This window comes from Lentzea sp. NPDC042327, from assembly GCF_040647275.1.
GTDB lineage: Bacteria > Actinomycetota > Actinomycetes > Mycobacteriales > Pseudonocardiaceae > Lentzea.
On the sequence record NZ_JBEZBX010000001.1, the window covers coordinates 259,279 to 282,183 of the forward strand.

The window sequence follows — 22,905 nt, forward strand, 5'->3', positions numbered from 1 at the left end:
TACTCGGGCTATATCGCGGCCATACCGGTGGCCCAGTTCTCCTCGGCCCTGATCAGCTCGGCGAGTCCCGCCGCGGAGTCGTCGAAGTAGAAGTGCCCGCCGGGCTGGGTGGTCGCCTCGAACCGTCCGATGGTGATCTCCTGCCACCGCAGGACGTCCGCGAGCGCCACCGACTCGTCGCGGTCGCCGGCGATCGCCGTCACCGGGCACGTGAGCGGTGCGCCCGCCGTGTACCGGTAGGACTCGATGAGGCGGAAGTCGTTGCGCAGCGCGGGCAACGACAGCTGCCACAGCTCGGCGTCGTCGAGCAGCGCCGCGCCGGAACCGCCGAGGAACCGAACGTACTCGCGGATCTCGGCGTCGCTGTGGTCGGTCGTGCGGCGGCGGTGCGCGGGTGGGGCGTCGCAGGCGGACGCGTAGAGCCGGGCGAGCCGCGACGGGAACCGCGGCCGCAGCCGCCGTGCGGTCTCGAACGCGACCGCGGCGCCCATGCTGTGCCCGAAGAACGCGGTCGGGCGCGTGAGCCGCGGTTCGACCTGCTCGGCCACCCACGTCGCGAGCTCCGCGAGGTCGGCGGGCAGCGGGTCGCCGATGCGGTCCTGCCGTCCGGGGTACTGCACGGCCACCACCTCGACGGCCGGTCCGAGCAGCTCGGCCCAGCCGCGGAACGCGCTGGCAGCGCCACCGGCGTGCGGGAAGCACACCAGCTGCCGCGGTGCCTGCGGACGCGGCACGAACGCGCGGAACCAGCGGCCCGTCACCGGACCTCGATCCGCAGGTGCCGCAGGAACCGGAAGTTGATGCTCTCCAGCCAGGCAGGCGACCGGTCCAGCAGCTCGATGGTGGAGAACCGGCCGAGCAGCCGGGAGACGGCGATCTCGATCTCGGCCAGCGCCAGCGAGGCGCCGAGGCAGTAGTGGATGCCGTGCCCGAACGACAGCTGGTCGTGCGCCCTGCGGGTCACGTCGAGCCGGTCGGGGTCGGCGTAGCGCTTGGGGTCCCGGTTGCCCGCGCCGAGCACGAGCGCCACGGACTGGTCGCGTTCGATGCGCTGCCCGGCGATCTCGATGTCCTCCAGCGCCACCCGGCTGGTGAACTGCACGGAGCTGTCGTAGCGCAGGAACTCGTGCGCCGCGTTCGCCGCCAGCTCGGGCCTGGACCGCAGGAGCTGCTGCTGGTCGGGGTGTTCGACGAGGGCGAGCACGGCGTTGCCGATCAGGTGCGTGGTCGTCGCCTGGCCCGCGTCGATGAGCAGCAGGAAGTTCGCGAAGACCTCGTCCTCGGTGTAGTCGTCCTTGGCGAGCTGCCCGGACACCATCCTGGTGAACAGGTCGGTGCCGGTGCCGTCGCGGCGGGCCTGCGCGCCCTCGTCGAACAGGCCGCGCAGCGCGGCGACCCGCGGCACCTCGCGCCGGGACTGGGTGAAGAACTCGTGCAGCAGCCCCTGCCAGCTCTCCAGCAGGTGCGCGCCGCGTTCGGGAACGCCGGCGAGCTGCCCGACCACGTCCCGCGTGAGCGGTTCGGAGAAGTCCGCGATCACGTCCATCCCGCCGCGGGCAGCGGCCTCGTCGAGCAGCGACTCCACCCGGTCGGAGATGACCGACCGGATCTCCTTGACGAACCGCGGGGTAAGCCCGGGGCGCAACAGCTGCCGCAGCCGGGTGTGCCGGGGCGGCTCGTTGAACAGCATCATCGGCGCCAGCGCGTCCTTCAGCGTCGCCAGCCCGGTGCGCGCCTCCTCGGGGAGCTGTTCGTAGAACTGCTCGATCCGGGCGCCGGAGAGCCGGGGGTCCTTGGACAGCCGGGTGATCTCCTCGTGGTCGAGCACGATCCAGGTGCGCATCCACTGGTCCCAGTGCACCGGGCCGAGCTCGCGCAGCCGCCGGTACAGCGCGTACGGGTCGGTTTCCCCGTACTGGCTGAACAGGCTCTCGATCGCCTTGGTCATGCGGTCACCCTTTCCCGGTACTCGGTGGTGCGGACGGCGGGCATCAGCCAGGCGGTCACGGCGACGGCGGCCATCACCGCGCCGACGCCGAGCACCGTGTGCCCGGTCCCCCAGGACGCCAGCAGGAACCCGGCGGCCAGCGCGCCGAACGAGTTGGCACCCGAGCTGAGCAGGCCGGCCACGCTGCCGACCCGGCCCTGCATCTCGTCGGGCGTGACCTGCACCTGGTAGACGCCGGCCATCACGTTGACCAGGGCACCGGCGAACGACATGCCGGCGAACAGGCCGCCGAGGACGACCGGGCTGGAGGTCAGCGCGACCATCGGCATCAGCAGCGCCCACACCGCGAACACGGTGATGATCACCATGCCCGGCCGGAGCCTGCGGACGAACCACGAGCCGCTCATCGCGCCCAGCACGCCGCCGACACCGGACGCGGCACCGATCACGCCGATCACCGCGGGCGAGCCGCCGTTCTCCTTGATGATCAGCGCCAGGCTCAGGGACAGGACCTGGAACAGCACGTTGGTCACGGCCACCAGGAGCACGGCGGAGCGCAGGAACCGCTGCCGCAGCAGCCAGCCGACGCCCTCGGCGATCTCGGCCCTGATGTTCTTGCGCTGACCCCGCTCGGTCTGGAAGTCCTTGCGGATCAGCAGCAGCGTGACCAGTGCGACGAGGTGCCCGAGCGCGGTGAACACGAACGGCGCCCACCGCACCAGCGCGAACAGGACGCTGCCCAGCGGCTGGCCCAGCAGCCCCGCCGCACGGCCGCGCGCCTCGTTCTGCGACAGCGCGGCCGGCAGGTGGTCGGGGTGCACGACGTTGCGCACCGCCGCGCGTTCCGACAGCCGGTAGAAGATCTGCGCGCTGCCCTCCAGGAACGCCACGGCGAGCAGGTGCGGCAGCCACAGGTGCCCGAGCAGCAACGAGATCGCGACGCTGCCGATCGACAGGAACGACACCGCGTCGCACGTGATCATCACGCGGCGCCGGTCCCAGCGGTCGACGAACACCCCTGCGGGCAGCTGGAGCAGCAGCATCGGCAGCAGCGCCGCGAACCCGACGAGCCCGGCCCGCACCGGTGACCCGTCGTGCCAGATCATCAGCAGCGGGTAGGTGACCGTCGTGACCGTGCCGCCCAGCGCGGAGATGCCCGCGCCGGTCCACAGCAGCCGGAAGTCCCGGTTGTGCCGCAGCACCCCCGCGCTCATCGGTCGCCTTCGAGCAGGGAGGTGTACTGCTTCACCACGTCGGCGCCCGCGTCGGAACCGGTGAGCGCGACGAACCCGGTGCCCTGGCCGATGCGGCACATCGCCATGGCGTGGAAGCCACCGCCCGTGCCGCCGTGCCCGAACTGGACGTCGGTGCCGAGGTCGTCCACGACCACGCCGAGCCCGTACGCGCTGTGCCGGTGCTGCGGTGTCACCATCTCCCCGGCCAGCTCCGGTGGCAGCAGCGCACCGGCGTGGCCGAGGCGCGACCGGCGGACCTCCAGCAGGAACGACGCGAGGTCGCCCGCCGTGGTCCACAGGCCGCTCGCCGCGGCGGGCCACAGCAGCCACGGGACTGGCTTGCCGTCCTGGTCGTGCCCCTGGGCCGCCGGTCCGGTCGCCGGGCCGTAGCCGCTGCGCGCCATGCCGAGCGGTGCGAACACCAGCTCCCGCACCAGCTCGGCGAACGGCCGGCCGGTGACGTCCTCCAGGAGCTGCTCGACGACCGTGTAGTTGACGTCCGCCTTGCGGAACATCGCGCCGGGCGGCGTTTCGAGCCGGACGTCCCGCAGCAGTTCCGCCAGTCCGGGCAGCTCGGCGTAGCCCGGGTTGGGCGCCGGGGCGAGCCCGGACAGGTGGCTGAGCAGCTGCCGCAGGGTGACGCGGCCGTCGGCGGGGACCGACCAGCTCGTCAGGTGGGTGTTCACGTCCGCGTCGAGGTCGAGCACGCCCTGCTGGACCAGCCGCAGCGCGGTGAACGCGGTGACCGGCTTGCTCAGCGAACCGACCTGGAACACCGTGTCCGCGCTGACCGCGCCCCGAGTGCGGGCCTCGGCGAGCTCACCACCGCGGATCACCGCCACGCTCACGTCTGTCACGCTCACGTCCGCCACGCTGTGTTCGACCGGCGCCGGCCGTGCCTGGTCGATCGCCGCGGCCACGGCCGAAAGGCGGTCGTCGGCGTACATCGCCAGCAACGACAGCGCCCGTCCCGCGCGCCGGGCCGCCGCGATCACCTGGAAGACCAGGATCGAGTGGCCACCGAGCTCGAAGAACCGGTCGGCGGCACCGACCCGCTCCAGGCCGAGCACCTCGGCCCACACGTCGGCGAGCCACTGCTCGGTGTCGGTGATCGGTTCCTGGTAGGACCGCTGCGCGAACGCCGACCCGTCCAGCGCGGGCAACGCGCGGAGGTCGAGCTTCCCGTTGGCGGTCAACGGGATCTCCGGTACCGGCACGAACGCGGCCGGCACCAGGTGGGCGGGCAGGCGGGAGGCGAGCCACGGGCGCAGGTCGTCCCGCTCCCCCACCACGTAGGCGACGAGCCGGCCGGAGTCCACGACGACGCGGGCGTCGTCGAGCCGTTCCCGCAGGACCGACTCGATCTCACCGAGCTCCACCCGGAACCCGCGGATCTTCACCTGGCCGTCGTCGCGGCCGAGGAAGTCGACGTCACCGGAGGGCAGCACGCGGGCGAGGTCGCCGGTGCGGTAGAGCCGGGAACCGGGCGCGCCGAACGGGTCCGGCACGAACCGGTCCGCGGTCATCGCGGGCTCGTCCCGGTAGCCGCGGGCCACCCCGGCACCGCCGACGTACAGCTCGCCGGGCACGCCGACGGGCACCGGTCGCAGCGCGGAGTCCAGGACGTAGGTCGAGACACCGGGCAGCGGCGTGCCGATCGGCACGGCGTCGGCGCCGTCCGGCACGACGAACTCGTTGGACGTCACCGTGGTCTCGGTCGGTCCGTAGGAGTTGACGATCCGACCGGTGACCAGGCCGCGCGCCGACGCCACCACGTGACCGGACACGGCCTCGCCGCCGACGACCAGGTCGCGGGCGAGCACGCCCGGCACCTGCCCGGTGACCAGCTCCAGGTGGCTGCGGGTCAGCTCGACGAAGTCGAACGGGCCCTGCCGGACCAGCCAGTCGCCCAGCTCGTCGAGCGGGAGGTCGCGCGGCGCCAGGTGCAGCGGCGCACCGGCGGTCAGCGGTCCGTGCACGTTGGACACGACCATGTCGTAGGCGATCGACGCGAACAGCGGCGCACCGCGGTCGCGCACGTACTCGGCCCGCACGTAGGCCAGGAAGTTCGCCAGGCCGCCGTGGGTGACCTGCACGCCCTTGGGACGGCCGGTCGACCCGGACGTGTAGATCACGTACGCCAGGTGGCCGGGGTCCGTCGCACGATCCGGCGTGGTCGCCGGGAAGGCGTCGAGCCCGTCGAGCGCCGGCGCGTCGAGCACCGCCGCACAGCCGCGCAGCATCTCCTCCGCCCGCGCCGCCGGGAACGACGGGTCCACCGGCACGTAGGCCGCGCCCGCCTTCCACACGCCCAGCAGCGCCGCGACGAGGTCCACCCCGCGGTCCAGCAGCACGCCCACGAGGGACTCGGTGCCCACGCCCTTCGCGCGGAGCAGGTGGGCGACGCGGTTGGCCCGCGCGTCGAGCTCGGCGTACGACACGGTGGCGCCCTCGAACGTCACCGCAGGTGCGTCCGGTGTTGCCCGGACGTGCGACTCGAACATGTCGGGGGCCGGCCTGGACACCGCCGGCTCCGGGCCGACCGGCAGCACCGGTTCGCCCTCGGGCAGGTAGGTCCCGCAGTCCTCACCCGCGACGACCGACGCCAGCGCCGCCCGGTACATCTGGGCGAGCCGCTCGGCGTTGGCCCGGCTGAGGACCGCGCCGTCGCACGCCAGGAACAGGCAGGTGTCGGAGGCCGTCACGGCGAGCGGGAACTCGTCGTGGCTGAAGCCCTCCGCGGGATCGGCGGCCACGTCGGGCGTGCCGAAGTCCTCGTAGCTGAAGTAGACCTGCACGAGCCGCCCGCCGCCCGCCAGCTCGTGCTGGATCGCGGGCATCGGGAAGTGCCGGTGCGGCCACATCCCCAGCTCGCGGTCGAACACCTGCCGGGCGAGGTCCGTCCAGGACGAGGTGACCTCCACCGGGAACGGCACGGTGTTGAGGTGCGTGCCGTAGACGCGGTCGCCGCCGTCCGGGCGGCAGTGCGTGACGAGCCCCGAGTGGAACCGCCGCGCGGGCGTGAGCTGGCTGAGCACCTTGAGGTGGGCGGCCAGCAGCACGCTCTTCACCGGCACCCCGGCCGCCGCGGCGACCGCGCGCAGCCCCTCCGACAGGTCGTCGAGCGGCACGCGGAGGTGGCTGTCCTCACCGGAACCGCCCCATCCGTCGGGCAGCGCGAACGGTTCGAACCCGTCGACGACGTCCTGCCAGTACGCGCGGTCCTCAGTGGACCGCAGCGCGCGCAGCTCCGCCGCGACGGTGTCCGCGAACCGCAGCCGGGACGGCGTGAACGCGGGCAGGTCGGCACCGTCGCGCACGGCGCGGTAGGTCTCCAGCAGCTCGGCGCGCAGGGTGCTGAACGTCCAGCCGTCGATGACCACGTGCGACTGGGTGATCGTCAGCTGCCACTGCCCGCCGGCGAGCCGGTGCACGGTCAGCCGCAGCAACGGTGCCGCGGAGTGCGGGATCGCGGTCTCCGCCTCACCGCGCAACGCCGCGCGCACCTGCTCGTCCGCGTCAGCGGCCGTGGTCAGGTCCACCACCTTCAACGGCACCTCGGCCGAGGCGTGCACCAGCTGCACCGGCACCGAGCACCGGTCGAGGTCCACCGACGTCCGCAGCGCCTCGTGCCGTGACACGAGCAGGTGCAGGGCGCGGTGCAGGGCGTCGCGGGAGAACGGTTCGCTGATCCGCGCCGACGCCACCCGGTGGTAGCTGCGCGGGCCGTCCCCGGCCAGCATCTCCACCAGCATGCCGGTCTGCGGCTGGGTCAGCGGGTAGGCGTCCACCAGCCCGTCCGGCAGCAGCGCCCGGTCGGCGTCGGAGAGCAACGCGAACGGTTCGACCGGCTCGGCACCGGCGTCGTGGGACGACAGCGCCAGCACCGCGGCGATCGTCTGGTGCCGCAGCACGTCGAGGGCGGTCACCGCGATCCCGGCGGCCTTCATCTTCCCCACGACCATCACGGCGCGGATCGAGTCCCCGCCCAGGTCGAAGAAGCTGTCGGCCAGCCCGACCCGGTCGACGCCGAGCACCGCGCGCCAGATCGCCACGACCCGTTCCTCGACCGGCGTGCGCGGGGCGACGAACTCGGCACCGGCGAACGCGCCCCGGTCCGGTGCGGGCAGTGCCCGCTTGTCCAGCTTCCCGTTGGGGGTCAGCGGAATCCGGTCGAGCACCGGGTAGGCGGCCGGGACCATGTAGTCCGGCAACGTGCGGCCGAGCCAGGCCCGCAGGTCGGCGGGGTCGAGGCCGGTGGGGTTCGGCCCGGCGGAGTCCGGCCCGGCCGGGTCTGCGGCAGCGTCCAGTCCGGCCGGGTCACCCGCGGGCACGACGTAGCCGACCAGCGACTCGTCGCGCAGCACGACCACCGCGTCACGCACGTCCGGGTGAGCGACCAGTGCCGCCTCGATCTCGCCCAGCTCGACCCGGTAGCCGCGGATCTTGACCTGGTCGTCGGCCCGGCCGGCGAAGCCGAGGCTGCCGTCCGGTCGCCGCAGGGCCAGGTCGCCGCTGCGGTACAGCCGCGATCCGGGCGGTCCGAACGGGTCCGGCACGAACCGCTCGGCGGTCAGCTCCGGCCGGTTCAGGTAGCCGCGGGCCACGCCGGGGCCACCGACGTGGATCTCGCCGCGGGTGCCGATCGGCACGAGGTTGCCGTGCGCGTCCAGCAGGTGCACGGCGAGGTCGCTCAGCGGTCGGCCGATGGGGTTGCCCGCGCCGGGCAGCGTGTCCTTCTTGGACAGCCGGTGGTAGGTCGTGTGCACGGTCGTCTCGGTGATGCCGTACATGTTCACCAGCGCGACCCGCCCGAGCCCGACGCGCTCGACCCACGGCCGCAGCTCGCCGATCTCCAGCTTCTCACCGGCGAAGACCACCGCGCGCACCGACAGCCGCGTGATCCGCGGGTCGTCCGCGAACGCGACGATGGACCGGAACGCCGACGGCGTCTGGCTCAGCACCGTGACCCCGGTGTCCACCAACAGGTCCAGGAAGTCCTCCGGCGAGCGGGTGACCTCACGCGGCACCACCACAAGCGTGCCGCCGTGCAGCAGTGCACCCCACATCTCGAACACCGACACGTCGAACGCATACGAGTGGAACAACGAGAACACATCCGACTCGTCGAACGCGTAGTGCTCCTGGGCCGTCGCCATCAACCGCACGACGTTGCTGTGGGTCAGGCAGACGCCCTTCGGCTTGCCGGTCGAACCCGAGGTGTAGATCGTGTAGATCAGGTTGTCCGGCACCGTCAGCGACACGGGGTTCGCGTCCGGCCCCTCGGGCAGAGCGGCCAGCACCTCCGCGTCCACCACGATCGAGACGCCGGCGTCCTCGCGGACGTACTCCAGCCGCTCCGGCGGGTTCACCGGGTCCAGCGGCAGGTAGCCCGCGCCCGACTTGAGCACGCCCAGCAGTGCGGGCAGCAGGTCGGGACCGCGGTCGAGGCACACGCCGACGAGCTGCTCCGGCCCGGCGCCCAGGGAACGCAGGTGGTGCGCCAGGCGGTTGGCCTGCGCGTTGAGTTCGGCGTAGGTCAGCGACACCCCGCCGGCGACCACGGCCACCGCGTCGGGGGTGCGCGCCGCCTGCTGCTCGAACAGCTCGTGCACGCAGGACGACACCGGTTCCGCGACGGCGTCGGTGAAGCCGAGCAGCCGTTCCCGTTCACCGGCCGGCAGGTGCACGGCCCGCGCGTCACCGTCCACGTCGGACGCGATGGCTTCGAGCACCGCGCGGTACATGCCGGCGAGGCGTTCGGTGTTGGCGCGGCTGAGCACGCGTTCGTGCGAGTTCACCCAGAGCCGGTCGCCGCGGTTGAAGATCGACAGGTCGAACTCGTTGGGGCCGATGTTCATCCGGGTGCCGGTCGCGACGCGGTCGGTGTCGACGTGGTGGAAGTCGAGGTAGTTGAACAGCACGTTGATCAGCCGGCCGCCGCCCCAGTCGTGCTGGACCGCGGGCATCGGGTACCGCCGGTGCGCCCACAGCTCGACCTCGGCGTCGAACACCTGCGTCAGCAGCTCGCGCCACGTCCGCGCCGACCGGTCGACGCCCATCGGCAGGGTGTTGAGGTACATGCCGGGCACCCGGTCCGCGCCGAGCACCTCCGGGCGGACGTCGCACACCAGGCCGGTGTGGTACGCCGGTTCGTCGGTGACCTGGCCCATCACCTTGAGGTGCGCGGCCAGCAGCACGCTCTTCATCGACACACCGGCGGCGCTGGCCGCCGAGCGCAGGGCGGCGCCGAGGTCGTCGAACGGCACCTCGACGTAGACGCGCTCGTCGGAGTCGCCGGCCCACTCCGGTGGCATGACCACCGGCGCCTGCGTGCCGGTGACGCGCTGCCAGTAGGCCCGGTCCGCCGCGGAGCCCAGTGCCGCCAGCTCACCGGCGATCGTGTCGGCGAACCGCACCCGCGGCCGGTCGTACGGCTCGGGTTCGGCGCCGTCGCGGATCGCCCGGTAGACGTCCAGCAGCTCCATGAGCAGCAGGTGGTAGCTCCAGCCCTCGGTGATCGCGTGCGACTGGGTGAACGTCACCCACCACGCGTCGTCGGCCTCGACGTGCGCGATGATCCGCATGAGCGGTGCCCTCGCGACGTCGAACACCGCGGCGCGCTGCTCGGCCGCCAGCTCCTGCCTGACGCCGACCAGGTCCTCTTCGGACAGTCCGCGCACGTCGCGGAGCTCGACCGGCAGGTCGGCGCTGCCGTGCACGAGCTGCAGCGGCTCGGAGAAGCCGGTGAGCCGGAACGACGTGCGCAGCACCTCGTGCCGGTCGGCCAGCACGCGGGCGGCCGCCGTGAGCGCGGCGTGGTCGAGCGGCTCGGGTTCGGTCACCCGGAACGTGTTGATGATGTGGTACGGGTGCCTGCCGTCGTCGGCCAGCATCTCGATGATCATGCCGAGCTGGGTGCGGCCCACCGGGTAGGCGTCGACGACGTCCGCGGGCAGCAACGCCTGGTCCTCCGCCGAGACCAGCGCGAACGGCTCGACGTACTCCTGCTCGGCCGCCACGCCGCGACCGGTGAACAGCCGGCACAGGTTCTCGACCGTGCGCGCCTCGAAGACGTCCCGCACGGCGACGTCGAAGCCCTCGGCCCGCAACGCGCCGACCAGTCCGACCGCGCGGATCGAGTCACCGCCGATGTCGAAGAACCCGTCCCGCACGCCTACTCGGTCGAGTCCGAGCGCGGTCCGCCAGATCTCGGCGACGCGGGCCTCGGTCTCCGTGCGCGGCGCGAGGTGCTCGCCGCGGGCGAACGCGTCGTCACCGGGTTCGGGCAGCGCCTTGCGGTCGTGCTTGCCGTTGGGCGTCAACGGGAACTCGTCGAGCCGCACGAACGCCGCCGGCACCATGTAGTCGGGCAACGTGCGGGCGAGCCGGTCGCGCAGCTCCTCCCGCGCCGGTGACCCACCGGTGTAGTAGGCCACCAGCCGGTCGTCGCGCACGATCACCAGCGCCTCGCGGACCTCGTCGAACGCCGAGAGCTCCGCCTCGATCTCGCCCAGCTCGATCCGGTGGCCGCGCACCTTCACCTGGTCGTCGATCCGGCCGAGGAAGTCCAGTGCGCCGTCCGGCCGCCAGCTCGCGAGGTCACCGGTGCGGTAGAGCCGCGCGCCCGCCGGGCCGAACGGGTCGGGCACGAACTTCTCCGCGGTGAGGTCCGGCCGGTTCAGGTAGCCGCGACCGACGCCGAGCCCGCCGACGTACAGCTCGCCCGCGACACCGGAGGGCACCGGCTCCAGCCGGGCGTCCAGCACGTAGAGGCGGGTGTTGCGGACGGCCTCACCGATCGGCACGCGCCGTCCGTGCAGCCGCTCGGTCAGGAACGCGTGCGTCACGTCGTCCGAGCACTCGGTCGGGCCGTAGGCGTTGACCAGCGGGATGCGCGGGTACCGGGTGAACCACCGCGGGCACAGCTCCGCCGGCAGCGCCTCACCGGTCACCATCAGCCACCGCAGGTGCGGCAGCGGGGGCAGCCCGGTGCCGTCCGCGCCCGTGCTGTCCAGCGCGGTGCGCAGCAGCGAGGGCACGACCTCCAGCACGGTGATCCGCTCCTGCGCCACGAGGCCGAACAGCGCGTCCGGGTCGAGCGCCGTGTCGCCGTCCACGACCCGGACCTCGCCGCCGACGACCAGCGGTGCGAGCATCTGCCACACCGAGATGTCGAACGACGGCGAGGCGTTCTGCACCACGCTGTCCCGCTCGGTGAGCCCGAGGTCCTCGACCTTGGCGAGCAGGTGGTTGCCCATGCCGCCGCGGCGCACCATCACGCCCTTGGGCCGGCCGGTGGACCCGGACGTGTAGATGACGTACGCGAGGTTGTCCTGCGTGGCCCGCGGGGCGGGGTCGGTGTCGGGCAGGTCCTGCAGTGCGGGCTCGTCGACCAGGACGACCGTCTCGTGCGACACCCGGTCCAGCAGGGAGCTCCGCGTGACCAGGAGCCGCGCGCCGGCGTCGGAGTGCATGAACTCCAGGCGCGCGGGCGGGGTCTCCGGGTCGAGCGGCAGGTAGGCGCCGCCCGCCTTGAGCACCGCGAGCACGGCGGTGACCAGCTCCGGTGAGCGCTCCAGGCAGATCGCGACGACCGTCTCGGGTCCGACGCCGAGGCCGGTCAGGTGGTGCGCCAACCGGTTGACGCGTGCGTTGAGGTCGGCGTAGGTCGCCGCGTAGTCGTCGGAGGTCAGGGCGATGGCGTCCGGGGCGAGCGCGACCCGGCGCTCGAACTCCTGCTGCACGCACAGGTCGACCGGTTCCCGCTCGGTTGCCGACGCCTCGATGAGCAGGCGGGCGCGTTCCCCGGTGGGCAGGTGGGTCGTGCGGGCGTCGCCGTCGAGGTCGGCGGTCATCGCGTCGAGCACCGCCGCGTACATCTCGCCGAGCCGCGCACCGTCCGCACGGGACAGCACGGCGGTGTTCGCGGTGAGGTTCAGGCGGTTCGGGCGGCAGTGCAGCGTGAGGCCGAACTCGGTCTGCGACACCGAGTACCGGGACTCGACGTCCTCGCCGGCGGACTCCTCGTGCCGCAGGTCGACGTAGTTGAACGCGACGTCCACGAGCCGGCCGCCCGGCCAGGCGCGCTGGATCGCGGGCATCGGGTAACGGCGGTGCGGCCACAGCTCGACCTCGCGGTCGAACACCCGCAGCACCAGCTCGCGCCACGTCGTCGCGGACCGGTCCGCCGGGAACGGCACGGTGTTGAGGTGCATGCCGTAGACGCGGTCGGCGCCGTCGAGCTCGGGCCGCGCGTCGCACACCAGGCCGACGTGGAACGCCGGTGCCCCGGTCAGCTGCCCCATCACCTTGACGTGCGCGGCGAGCAGCACGGTCTTCACCGACACGCGCAGCTCGGCCGCGACCGCCGTCAGCGCCTGCTCGTCCAGCGCGACCGGCACGTCGTAGCTCTCGCCGGGTTCCTCGCCGCGCCACGGCTCCGGCAGCGTCACCGGGGCGTGCGCGTGCACGACATCACGCCAGAAGGCGGCGTCCTCTTCGGACTCCAGTGACGCCAGCTCGGCGGCGATGTAGTCGGCGTACCGCACTCCGGGCGGGGTGTGCGGCGCCGGCGCGAGGCCGTCGCGCAGCCGCCGGTAGCAGTCGACCAGCTCGGCGAGCAGCCAGTTGTGGCTCCAGCCCTCGACGATCGCGTGCGGCCGGCACAGCGAGAGCCACCAGCCGTCGTCACCGGTGAGGTGCGCGGCGATCTTCAGCAGCGGCGCCGAGTCCAGGTCGAAGGTCGCGTTGCGCTGGGCGAGCAGCGACTCCATCAACGCGTCCTCGCCGTGCACCTCGTGCACGGTCACCGGGACGTCGACCTCGGCGTGCACGACCTGCATCGGGACGGAGTACGTGTAGAGGTCGAACGAGGTCCGCAGCAGGTCGTGCCGTGCCACCACGATCCGCGCCGCCGCGCGCAGGGCGTCCGCCGAGAACGGCCCGGCGATCCGGTAGGAGGCGAAGCTGCGGTAGGCGTCGTCCTCGGTCAGCAGCTCGACGACCATGCCGGTCTGCACCTGCGACATCGGGTACGCGTCGGCGGCACCCGCGGGCACCTTCGCCCGGTCCGCCGCGCTGACCAGCTCGAACGGCTCGACCGGTCCGCGTGCGGTGACGTCCGCGCGTCCGGACGCGATCGAGGCGAGGCCCGCGATCGTGCGGTGCTCGAACACCTCGGGCACGGACAGGTCGACGCCTCCCGCACGCAGCGCGCCCACCAGCCGCACCGCGCGGATCGAGTCGCCGCCCACCTCGAAGAACCCGTCGTGGACGCCCACCCGGTCGAGCTTCAGCACGTCCCGCCACACCGCGGCGATCCGCTCCTCCACGGGGGTGCGCGGGGCGACGTGACCGGTGCCCGCGAACGCGCCGGCGTCCGGGTCGGGCAGTGCGCGCCGGTCGAGCTTGCCGTTGGCGGTCAACGGGATGGCGTCGAGCGGCACGAACGCCGACGGCACCATGTAGTCCGGCAGGTTCCTGGCCAGCGCCGGGCGCAGGTCGGTCCCGTCCGCACCGACGACGTAGGCGACGAGCCGGTCGTCGCGCACGACCACGACGGCCTCCCGCACGCCGGGCAGCGAGCTGAGCGCGACCTCGATCTCGCCCAGCTCCACGCGGTAGCCGCGGATCTTGACCTGGTGGTCGGCGCGTCCGAGGAAGTCCAGGCTGCCGTCCGGGCGGCGCCGCGCGAGGTCACCGCTGCGGTACAGCCGCGAGCCGGGCGCACCGAAGGGGTCCGGCACGAACCGCTCGGCGGTCAGCTCCGGCCGGTTCAGGTACCCGCGGGCCACACCGGGACCGCCGACGTGGATCTCGCCCGGCACCCCGAACGGCACGAGCTGCCCGTGCGGGTCCAGCAGGTGCACCGACAGGTCGCGCAACGGCGAGCCGATGGCGTTGCCACCGGCCAGGTCGGCCGCGGCGACGCGGTGGTAGGTCGTGTGCACGGTCGTCTCGGTGATGCCGTACATGTTGACCAGGGCGACCCGGTCCAGCCACGGCCGCAGCTCGCCGATCTCCAGCTTCTCACCGGCGAAGACCACCGTCCGCACCGACCACCGGCCGGTGCGCGGGTCCTCGGGGTCGATGGACCGGAACGCCGACGGCGTCTGGCTCAGCACCGTGACCCCGGTGTCCACCACCAGGTCCAGGAAGTCCTCCGGCGACCGCGTCACCTCACGCGGCACCACCACAAGCGTGCCGCCGTGCAGCAACGCCCCCCACATCTCGAACACCGACACGTCGAACGCATACGAGTGGAACAACGAAAAGACATCCGACTCGTCGAACGCGTAGTGCTCCTGCGCCGTCGCCATCAACCGCACGACGTTGCGGTGGGTCAGCACGCAGCCCTTGGGCTTACCGGTCGACCCGGAGGTGTAGATCGTGTAGATGACGTTGTCCGGGCCGGACACCGTGACGGGGTTGGTCTCCGGTCCCTCCGGCACCTCGGGCGAGGTGATCACGATGGAGACGCCGGCGTCCTCGCGGATGTGCTCCAGCCGCTCCGGCGGGTTCACCGGGTCCAGCGGCAGGTAGCCCGCACCGGACTTCAGCACGCCCAGCAGTGCGGGCAGCAGGCCGGGGCCGCGATCGAGCGAGACGCCCACCAGCTGCTCCGGTCCCGCGCCGAGCGAACGCAGGTGGTGCGCCCACCGGTTGGCCCGCGCGTTGAGTTCCGCGTAGGTCAGCGACACCCCGCCGGCGACCACGGCCACCGCGTCCGGCGTGCGCGCGACCTGGTCCTCGAACAGTTCGTGCACGCACTTCACCACGGGTACCGGGCTGGTGCCGCCGAGCTCCAGGAGCCGGTCCCGCTCGCCCTCCGGCAGGTACACCGCCCGTGCGTCGCCGTCCACTTCGGCCGCCATGGACGCCAGCACGGCGCGGAACATCCCGGCCACGCGGTCGGCGTTGTCCTGGCTGAGGACGTGCGAGTTCGTGGTGATGGCGAGCAGACCGCCGAGCGTCGTGATCGCGAGCGCGAACTCGTTGGGCGCGTCGTTGAAGCCCCAGCCGTCCTCGGCGACCCGCGCGTCCAGCCGGTGGAAGTCGAGGAACCCGAAGAACACGTCCACGAGCCGGCCGCCGTGCCCGCGGATGGCGGGCATCGGGTAGTGCCGGTGCGCCCAGGCCTCGATCTCCCGGTCGGACACCTGCCGCACCAGCTCGCGCCAGGTGCGCGCGGAGCGGTCGGAGGGGAACGGCAGGGTGTTGAGGAAGTTGCCGTACAGCCGGTCCGCGCCGGGCGCCTCCGGCCGGGAGTGCGTGACGAGCCCGGTGTGGAACGCGGTCTCGCCGGTGAGCTGGCTCATCACCTTGACGTGCGCGGCGACGAGCACGCTCTTCATCGACACCTTCGCCGCCGACGCCAGAGCGCGCAGCCCGTCCGCGAGGTCGCCGAAGTCGGTGCCGGCGCGCACGGGTGCCACCGGGGCGGTGCGGTCACCGTGCCAGCCGGCGGGGATCTCGAACTTGGCGTGCTCGTCGACGAGCCGCTGCCAGTACCCGGCGTCCTCCCGCGACTCCAGCGACCTCAGCTCGGCCGCCACGAAGTCCGCGTACCGCACCGGGACCGGCTCGTACCGGTCGGGCTCCTGGCCGTCGCGCACCCGCCGGTAGACCTCGACGAGCTCCATCAGGAACAGCTGGTTGCTCCAGCCGTCCATCACCGCGTGGTTCTGGGTGAACGAGCACAGCCACTCGTCGTCGGTCATGAGGTGTGCGCTGACCCGCAGCAGCGGTGTGCCGGCGGCGAGGTCGAACACGTCCGCGCGTTCGGCGGCGACGAAGTCCGACACCGCGGCCCGCCGGTCGCGCACGTCGAGGTGGCGCAGGTCGAACCGGCCGATCGGCGTCTCGGTGACCCAGTGCACGAGCTGCAGCGGCACCGAGAAACCGGTCAGGTGCACGCTGGTGCGCAGCACGTCGTGCCGTGCCACGACGATCCGCACCGCGCGGGCGAACGCCAGCACGTCGAACGGCCGGTCGTCGTGCACGGTGTAGACGTTGACGTTGTGGTAGTTGCTGCGGCCGGGGTCGGCCAGCATCTCGACCAGCATGCCGGTCTGCACCTGCGACAACGGGTAGGCGTCGACGACGCCGTCCGGCAGCGCCGCCCTGTCCTCCGCGCTGATCAGCGCGAACGGCTCGACGAAGGTCTCCTCCGACACCGCGGCGCGGCCGGACAGCCGCTCGCACAGCGCCGCGACCGTGCGGTGCCCGAACACGTCCTTCACGGACACGTCGAACCCGGAGGCCCGCAGCGCGCCGATCAGCGCGACCGCGCGGATCGAGTCGCCGCCCAGGTCGAAGAAGTCGTCGTGCACGCCGAAGTCGGCGCCGAGCACGTCGTGCCACACCGCGGCGACCCGCTCCTCCAGCGGTGTCCTGGGTGCCACGCTCACTGCCCGCGCGAACGCGTCCGCGCCGGGTGCGGGCAGCGCGGCCCGGTCGACCTTGCCGTTGGCGTTCAACGGGATGGCGTCGAGCTGGACGAACGCCGACGGCACCATGTAGGTGGGCAGCACGGGTTCCAGCAGCGCGCGCAGCTCCTGCGGGTCGGCGTCCGCGCCGACCAGGTAGGCCACGAGCTGCTTCTCACCTGGGTTGTCCTCGCGCAGCACCACGCGCACGTCCGTGACGCGCGGGTCCTCGGCGATCCTGGCCTCGATCTCGCCGAGCTCCACCCGGTAGCCGCGGATCTTGACCTGGCCGTCGCCGCGGCCCAGGAAGTCCACGTCACCGGTGGGCAGCACGCGGACCACGTCGCCGCTGCGGTACAGCCGCGCTCCCGGCGACCCGTACGGGTCGGGCAGGAAGCGTTCCGCGGTGAGCTCCGGCCGGTCGGCGTAGCCGCGTGCGACACCCGTGCCGCCGACGTACAGCTCGCCGGGCACGCCCACGGGCACCGGCTCCAGCCGGTGGTCCAGCACGTACATCGTCACGTTGGGCAGCGGCCGCCCGATGGGCTGGACCTCCGCGGTGATCGGGCCCTCGACGGGGTGGGTGCACGTTCCGACGGACGTCTCGGTCGGGCCGTACTCGTTGACCAGCCGCACGTCCGGCGCCAGCTCGCGCCACGCCGTGACGACCCGGCGGGTCAGCGCCTCACCCGCGACCACCAGCACCGACGCGAGCGCGTTGGCCTGCTCGGGCGGCAGCTGGTGGGTCAGCACCTCCAGGTGCGCGGGCGTGAGCTTGATGAAGCTGTACGGGCCGGACAACGCCTCACCCAGCGCGGCCAGGTCGGTGTCCTGCGGCACCATGTGCACGGCCTGACCGGCCAGCACCGGCGCCCACAGGTTCGGCACCACGAGGTCGAAGGCGATCGACGAGAACAGCGGCGCGCCACCGGTGCCCTGCGACGCCAGCTCCTGCACGGCCCACCACACGTGGTTGACCAGGCCGCGGTGCGGCACCTGGACGCCCTTGGGCCGGCCGGTCGAGCCGGACGTGTAGATCACGTAGGCGAGCCGGTCGAGGTCGGCGACCCGCTGGGGAGCGGTCGCCGGTTCGGCCGAGACGTCGTCCACGCCGACGAGGAGCGTCGGGCCGGCGAAGTCGTTGGTGTACCCGGGTTGCGTGACGAACGCGGCGGCCTCGGCGTCGGCGAGCGCGCCGGTGACGCGGCCGGCCGGGAACGACGGGTCCATCGGCAGGTACGCCGCACCCGCCTTCCACACGCCCAGCAGGCACGCCAGCAGGTCGGGGCCGCGGTCGAGCAGCACGCCGACCACGGACTCGGTATCGACGCCCATGCCGCGCAGCCGGTGCGCGTACCGGTTGGCGAGCGCGTCCAGCTCCACGTAGGACAGTTGCCGGGTTCCGTCGGTGACGGCGACGGCGTCCGGCGTGCGGGCGACCTGGTCCTCGAACAGCTCGTAGGTGCACTTCTCGACCGCGGGGGCGGGGTTGACCGCCCACTCCCCCAGCGTCCGCGCGGTCTCCTCCGGTGCGACGAACGTCTTCTGGGCGTCGCGCGCCGGGTCAGCGGCCATGTCCGCGAGCACCGCGCGGAACATCGCCGCGATGCGCTCGGTGTTGGCGAGGCTCAGCGACGACGAGGCGGCGGTGAGGAAGATGTGCTTGTTGCGCGAGGAGATCGTGAGCGGGAACTCGGTGGGGCTGTCGTCGATGCCGACGGAGGCGTCCACCAGCCCGGTGTCCACCTGGCGGAAGTCCTGGTAGTTGAAGAAGACGTCGATCAGCTGGGCCGCGCCGTACTCGCGTTGCACTGCGGGCAGCGGGTACCGGCGGTGCTCCCAGGACTCGACCTCCTGCGCGAACACCTGCCGCACCAGGTCGAGCCACGAGGGCGCGCCGCGGTCGAACGGCAGCGGCAGCGTGTTGAGGTACATGCCGAACACCCGGTCGGCGCCGAGCACCTCGGGCCGCACGTCGTAGACCAGGCCGCCGTGGAACGACGGCAGGTCGGTCAGCTGGCTCATCACCTTGAGGTAGGCCGACAGCATGACGGCCTTGAGCGAGGCACCGGCGTCCGCGGCCAGCGCCCGCAGGCCGGGCTCCAGGTCCTCCCACGAGACCCGCACGTGGTGCGTCGTCCCCGGCTCCTCACCCCAGCCCGCCGGCAGCGTGACCTTCGGGTAGCGGGTGACGACGGAGCGCCAGTACGCACCGTCCACACCGGACTCCAGCGACTCCAGCTCCGCCGCGACCGAGTCGGCGAACCGCACGCCGGGGCGGTCGTGGGGCTCGGGTTCCACGCCGTCGCGGATCGAGCGGTACAACCGCAGCAGCTCCATCAGCAGCGAGTGGTAGCTCCAGCCCTCCATCACCGGGTGGCACTCGGTGATGGAGATCCACCACCGGTCGGTGCCGGTGAGGTGGGCGTGGAACCGCATGAGCGTGGGCTCGGTGAGGTCGAACGGCGTGGCGCGCTGCTCGCGCACCCAGTCCCGCAGCGTCGCGAGCTGGCCCTCCTCGTCGAGGTGGCCGAGGTCGCGCTGACCGACCTCCATGGTCGCGGTGGCGTGGACCAGCTGCAGCGGCACCGAGTAGTCGGTGAGGTGCACGCTCGTGCGCAGCATGTCGTGGCGCTCCACCACGATCCGCGCGGCGCGTTCGAAGGCCTCCCACGAGAACGGGCGGTCGTCGAGGATCCGGAAGCAGGAGCAGTTGTGGTAGTTGTTCTTGCTGTCGTCGGCCAGCATCTCGATGACCATGCCGGTCTGGATCTGCGACAGCGGGTAGGCGTCGACGACGCCGTCCGGCAGGGCGGCCCGGTCCTGCGCCGAGATCAGCGCGAACGGTTCCACCAGCGCGTCGTCCGCGGCGACCAGGGCGGTGCGGCCGGTCAGCAGCTCGCACAGCTCGGCGACCGTGCGGCGCTCGAACACGTCGCGCACGGCGAGGTCGAAGCCCTCCGCCCGCAGCGCGCCCACCAGCGCGACCGCCCGGATCGAGTCGCCGCCGAGGTCGAAGAACCCGTCGTGGACACCGACGCGCTCCACCTCCAGCGCCGTCGCCCACACCGCGGCCACCTGCTCCTCGACCGGCGTGCGCGGCGCCACGTACTCGCCGTGGGCGAACGCGCCGAGGTCGGGTGCGGGCAGTGCGCGGCGGTCGAGCTTCCCGTTCGGGGTCAACGGGATCGAGTCGAGCCGCACGAACGCGGCCGGCACCATGTAGTCCGGCAGGTCGCGGCCGAGCGCCGTCCGCACCGACGCGGTGTCCAGCTCTGCGGCGACCGGCACGACGTAGGCGACGAGGCGTTCGTCGCGTGCGATCACCACGGCGTCGCGCACGTCGTCCAGTGCCGTCAGCGCGAGCTCGACCTCGCCGAGCTCGATGCGGTAGCCGCGGATCTTGACCTGGTGGTCGGCGCGTCCGAGGAAGTCCAGGCTGCCATCCGGGCGGCGCCGTGCGAGGTCACCGCTGCGGTACAGCCGCGAGCCGGGCGGCCCGAACGGGTTCGGCACGAACCGCTCGGCGGTCAGCTCCGGCCGGTTGAGGTACCCGCGGGCGACTCCGGGGCCGCCGACGTGGATCTCACCGGGCACGCCGACGGGGACCAGCCCGCCGTGCGCGTCGAGCAGGTACACGTTCAGGTCGCCCAGCGGCCGCCCGATCGGGTTGCCGGCCGACAGCTCCAGGTCTCCCGGCCGCACCTCGTAGAACGTGGTGTGCACGGTGGTCTCGGTGATGCCGTACATGTTGGCGAGCACCGGCTCGTCCAGGCCGCGCCGGTCGGTCCACGGCCGCAGCTCGGGCATCTCCAGCTTCTCGCCCGCGAAGATCACCGCCCGCAGCACCAGCCGGTCGATGCGCGAGTCGCCGTCGGCGGCGGCGGACACGAGCGAGCGGAACGCCGACGGCGTCTGGCTCAGCACCGTGACCTCGTTGTCCACCAGCAGGTCCAGGAAGTCCTCCGGTGACCGCGTCACCTCCCGCGGCACGACGACGAGGGTGCCGCCGTGCAGCAGCGCGCCCCACATCTCGAACACCGACACGTCGAACGCGTAGGAGTGGAACATCGACCACACGTCGGACTCGTTGAACTCGTAGTGCTCCTGGGCGGTGCGCATGAGCCGCACGACGTTGGCGTGGGTGAGCACGCAGCCCTTGGGCTTGCCGGTGGAGCCGGAGGTGTAGATCGTGTAGACGACGTTGTCGGGAGCGGACCGGTTCACGGGGTTGGTGTCTGGCCCGTCCGGCAGTGCGGCGAGCAGCTCCTCGTCGACCACGACGGACACGTCCGCGTCGGCCTGCACGTACCGCAGCCGGTCCTCCGGGTTCACCGGGTCCAGCGGCAGGTAGCCCGCGCCGGACTTCAGCACGCCGAGCAGGGCCGGCAGCAGGTCGGGCCCGCGTTCCAGGCGCACGCCGACCAGCGTCTCCGGCCCGGCGCCGAGGTCGCGCAGGTGGTGCGCCAGCCGGTTGGCGCGGGCGTTGAGCTCGGCGTAGGTCAGCCTGGTGCAGCCGGCGACGATCGCCACGGCGTTCGGCGTGCGGGCGGCCTGCTCCTCGAACAGGGTGTGCACGCAGTCGGTCACCGGGCTGCCCAGACCGGGCACCACGCCGGTGACGAGCGCGTACTCCGCGTCGTCAAGGATGTTCAGGCGGGACACCGGAAGCGCGGTGTCGGCCAGCGCGGACTCCAGCAACCGCACCAGGTGCCCGGCGGCGCGCTGCACGGTCTCCTCGTGGAACACCGACGTCGCGTACACCAGCTGCCCCGCGAACGAGGCGTCGGGCAGGTCGTTGATCTGCAGTTCGAGGTCGCACTTGGCCACCCGCCCGGTGGCGGTGCGCGGCTCGACGGTGACGCCGGGCAGCCCGAACGGCGCGCCGCCGCGGTCGTGCATGGTGAACGCGACCTGGTACAGCGGGGTGCGGGACATGTCCCGCTCGGGCTGCAGGTCGTCGACGAGCCGGGCGAAGGGCACTGCCTGGTGGTCGTAGGCGTCGGCGAGCGTGCCGCGTGCCTGGACGAGCAGGTCGCGGAAGGACGGGTCGCCCTCCCACCGCGCGCGCAGCACGAGGTTGTTGACGCCGTAGCCGATCATGCCCTGCAGCTCTGGCCGGGTCCGGCCGGACACGGTGGTGCCGACCGGCACGTCGGAGCGGCCGGTGTAGCGGGCCATCAGCACCTGGAAGGCCGTGAGGAGCACGACGAACGGCGTCGTGCCGTACTCCTTGGCCACCGCCCTGATCCTGCCGGCGACCTCGGCCGGCACCGCGAACTCCACGGCGTCACCGGCGGCGTCGCGCACCGCGGGCCGCGGCAGGTCGGCGGGCAGGTCGGCCACCTCGATGCCGGCGAGCTGCTCGTGCCAGTAGGCGAGCTGCTGCTCCAGGGCCGGGTCCTCGCGCTGCCACACGGCGTAGTCCGCGTACTGGGTCGGCACCGGCGGCAACGGCGCGGGCTCACCGCGCGTGAACGCCGTGTAGAGCGCCTCCAGCTCCTCGCCGACGACGCGCGTGGACCAGGCGTCGAACGCCACGTGGTGGAAGACGAGCGTCAGCACGTGGTCCTCGGGCCCGGTGCGCCACAGCTTCGCGCGCACCGGCCAGTCGTGTTCGAGGTCGAACGGCGCGACGGCCTCCTCGCCCACCGCCTCGTCCACATCGGACACCCGCGTGACCGGCAGCGCGACCGGCGCGGGCGGGTCGATCACCTGCACGGGCTCGGTGCCGTTCACCGCGTACCGCGTGCGCAGGACCTCGTGCCGGGCGACGACGTGCTCCCAGGCCCGTTCCAGCGCGGTGACGTCCAGCGGCCCGCGCAACCGGAACGCCAGCGGCACCAGGTACTCGGCGCTGCCGGGGTCCAGCCGGTTGAGGAACCACATCTGCCGCTGCCCGTGCGACAGCGGCAGCGGCGCGGACCGGTCCGCCCGCCCCATCGTCCGCCGCCTGCCCCGCACGCCGCCGCTGAGCCACCGGCGCAGGAGCTCGTCCCTGTCGGCGGAGGTGCTCGTGTGCTCGATCTCGCCGGTGCTCATGGTCGACCTGTCCTCCCGATCGTGTGGACTAGTGCGCTGCTTCCGCCATGCGGCGGCGGAGGCTGAGCGGGCGCATGTCCGTCCACACCTCACCGATGTGCGCGAGGCAGTCGGTCCGAGAACCCTCGGTGCCGTCCGCGCGCCATCCGGCGGGCAGGTCCCGGTCGGCAGGCCAGATCGAGTACTGCTCCTCGTCGTTGAGCACGACGCGGTAGGTCTGCTTGTCGTCCTGTTCCTCGGCCACGAGAAC

Annotated in this window: 5 protein-coding genes; all 5 read right to left on the reverse strand. The window is 72.7% G+C overall.

Translation table 11 applies throughout. The annotated features are described in order from the left end of the window. Window positions 1–8 precede the first annotated feature (8 nt). From AB0A63_RS00910 to AB0A63_RS00930, 5 genes are read right to left on the reverse strand one after another with little or no spacing between them, the layout of a single operon-like run. Window positions 9–761: an alpha/beta fold hydrolase gene (locus AB0A63_RS00910; protein WP_360383747.1), complete on the reverse strand. Its 753-nt coding sequence runs from the start codon at window positions 759–761 to the stop codon at window positions 9–11. Further along, complete coding sequence (locus AB0A63_RS00915; RefSeq protein ID WP_360383750.1) at window positions 758–1,948, reverse strand: cytochrome P450; 1,191 nt, start codon at window positions 1,946–1,948, stop codon at window positions 758–760. Before AB0A63_RS00915 ends, AB0A63_RS00910 begins: the two co-directional genes overlap by 4 nt. Then, window positions 1,945–3,162 (reverse strand): MFS transporter, encoded by a 1,218-nt coding sequence (locus AB0A63_RS00920; protein ID WP_360383753.1) that lies wholly within the window; start codon window positions 3,160–3,162, stop codon window positions 1,945–1,947. Before AB0A63_RS00920 ends, AB0A63_RS00915 begins: the two co-directional genes overlap by 4 nt. Continuing rightward, window positions 3,159–22,655, reverse strand: a complete 19,497-nt coding sequence (locus AB0A63_RS00925; protein ID WP_360383756.1) for an amino acid adenylation domain-containing protein — start codon at window positions 22,653–22,655, stop codon at window positions 3,159–3,161. Before AB0A63_RS00925 ends, AB0A63_RS00920 begins: the two co-directional genes overlap by 4 nt. Before the next feature lie 28 nt (window positions 22,656–22,683). Then, window positions 22,684–22,899: an MbtH family NRPS accessory protein gene (locus tag AB0A63_RS00930; protein WP_360383759.1), complete on the reverse strand. Its 216-nt coding sequence runs from the start codon at window positions 22,897–22,899 to the stop codon at window positions 22,684–22,686. Between the last annotated feature and the right edge of the window lie 6 nt (window positions 22,900–22,905).

Bases quoted from the DNA above. Each gene is read 5' to 3' on its own strand.
- AB0A63_RS00915 (WP_360383750.1), bottom strand. From the start codon at position 1,948: ATGACCAAGGCGATCGAGAGCCTGTTCAGCCAGTACGGGGAAACCGAC.
- AB0A63_RS00920 (WP_360383753.1), bottom strand. From the start codon at position 3,162: ATGAGCGCGGGGGTGCTGCGGCACAACCGGGACTTCCGGCTGCTGTGG.
- AB0A63_RS00925 (WP_360383756.1), bottom strand. From the start codon at position 22,655: ATGAGCACCGGCGAGATCGAGCACACGAGCACCTCCGCCGACAGGGAC.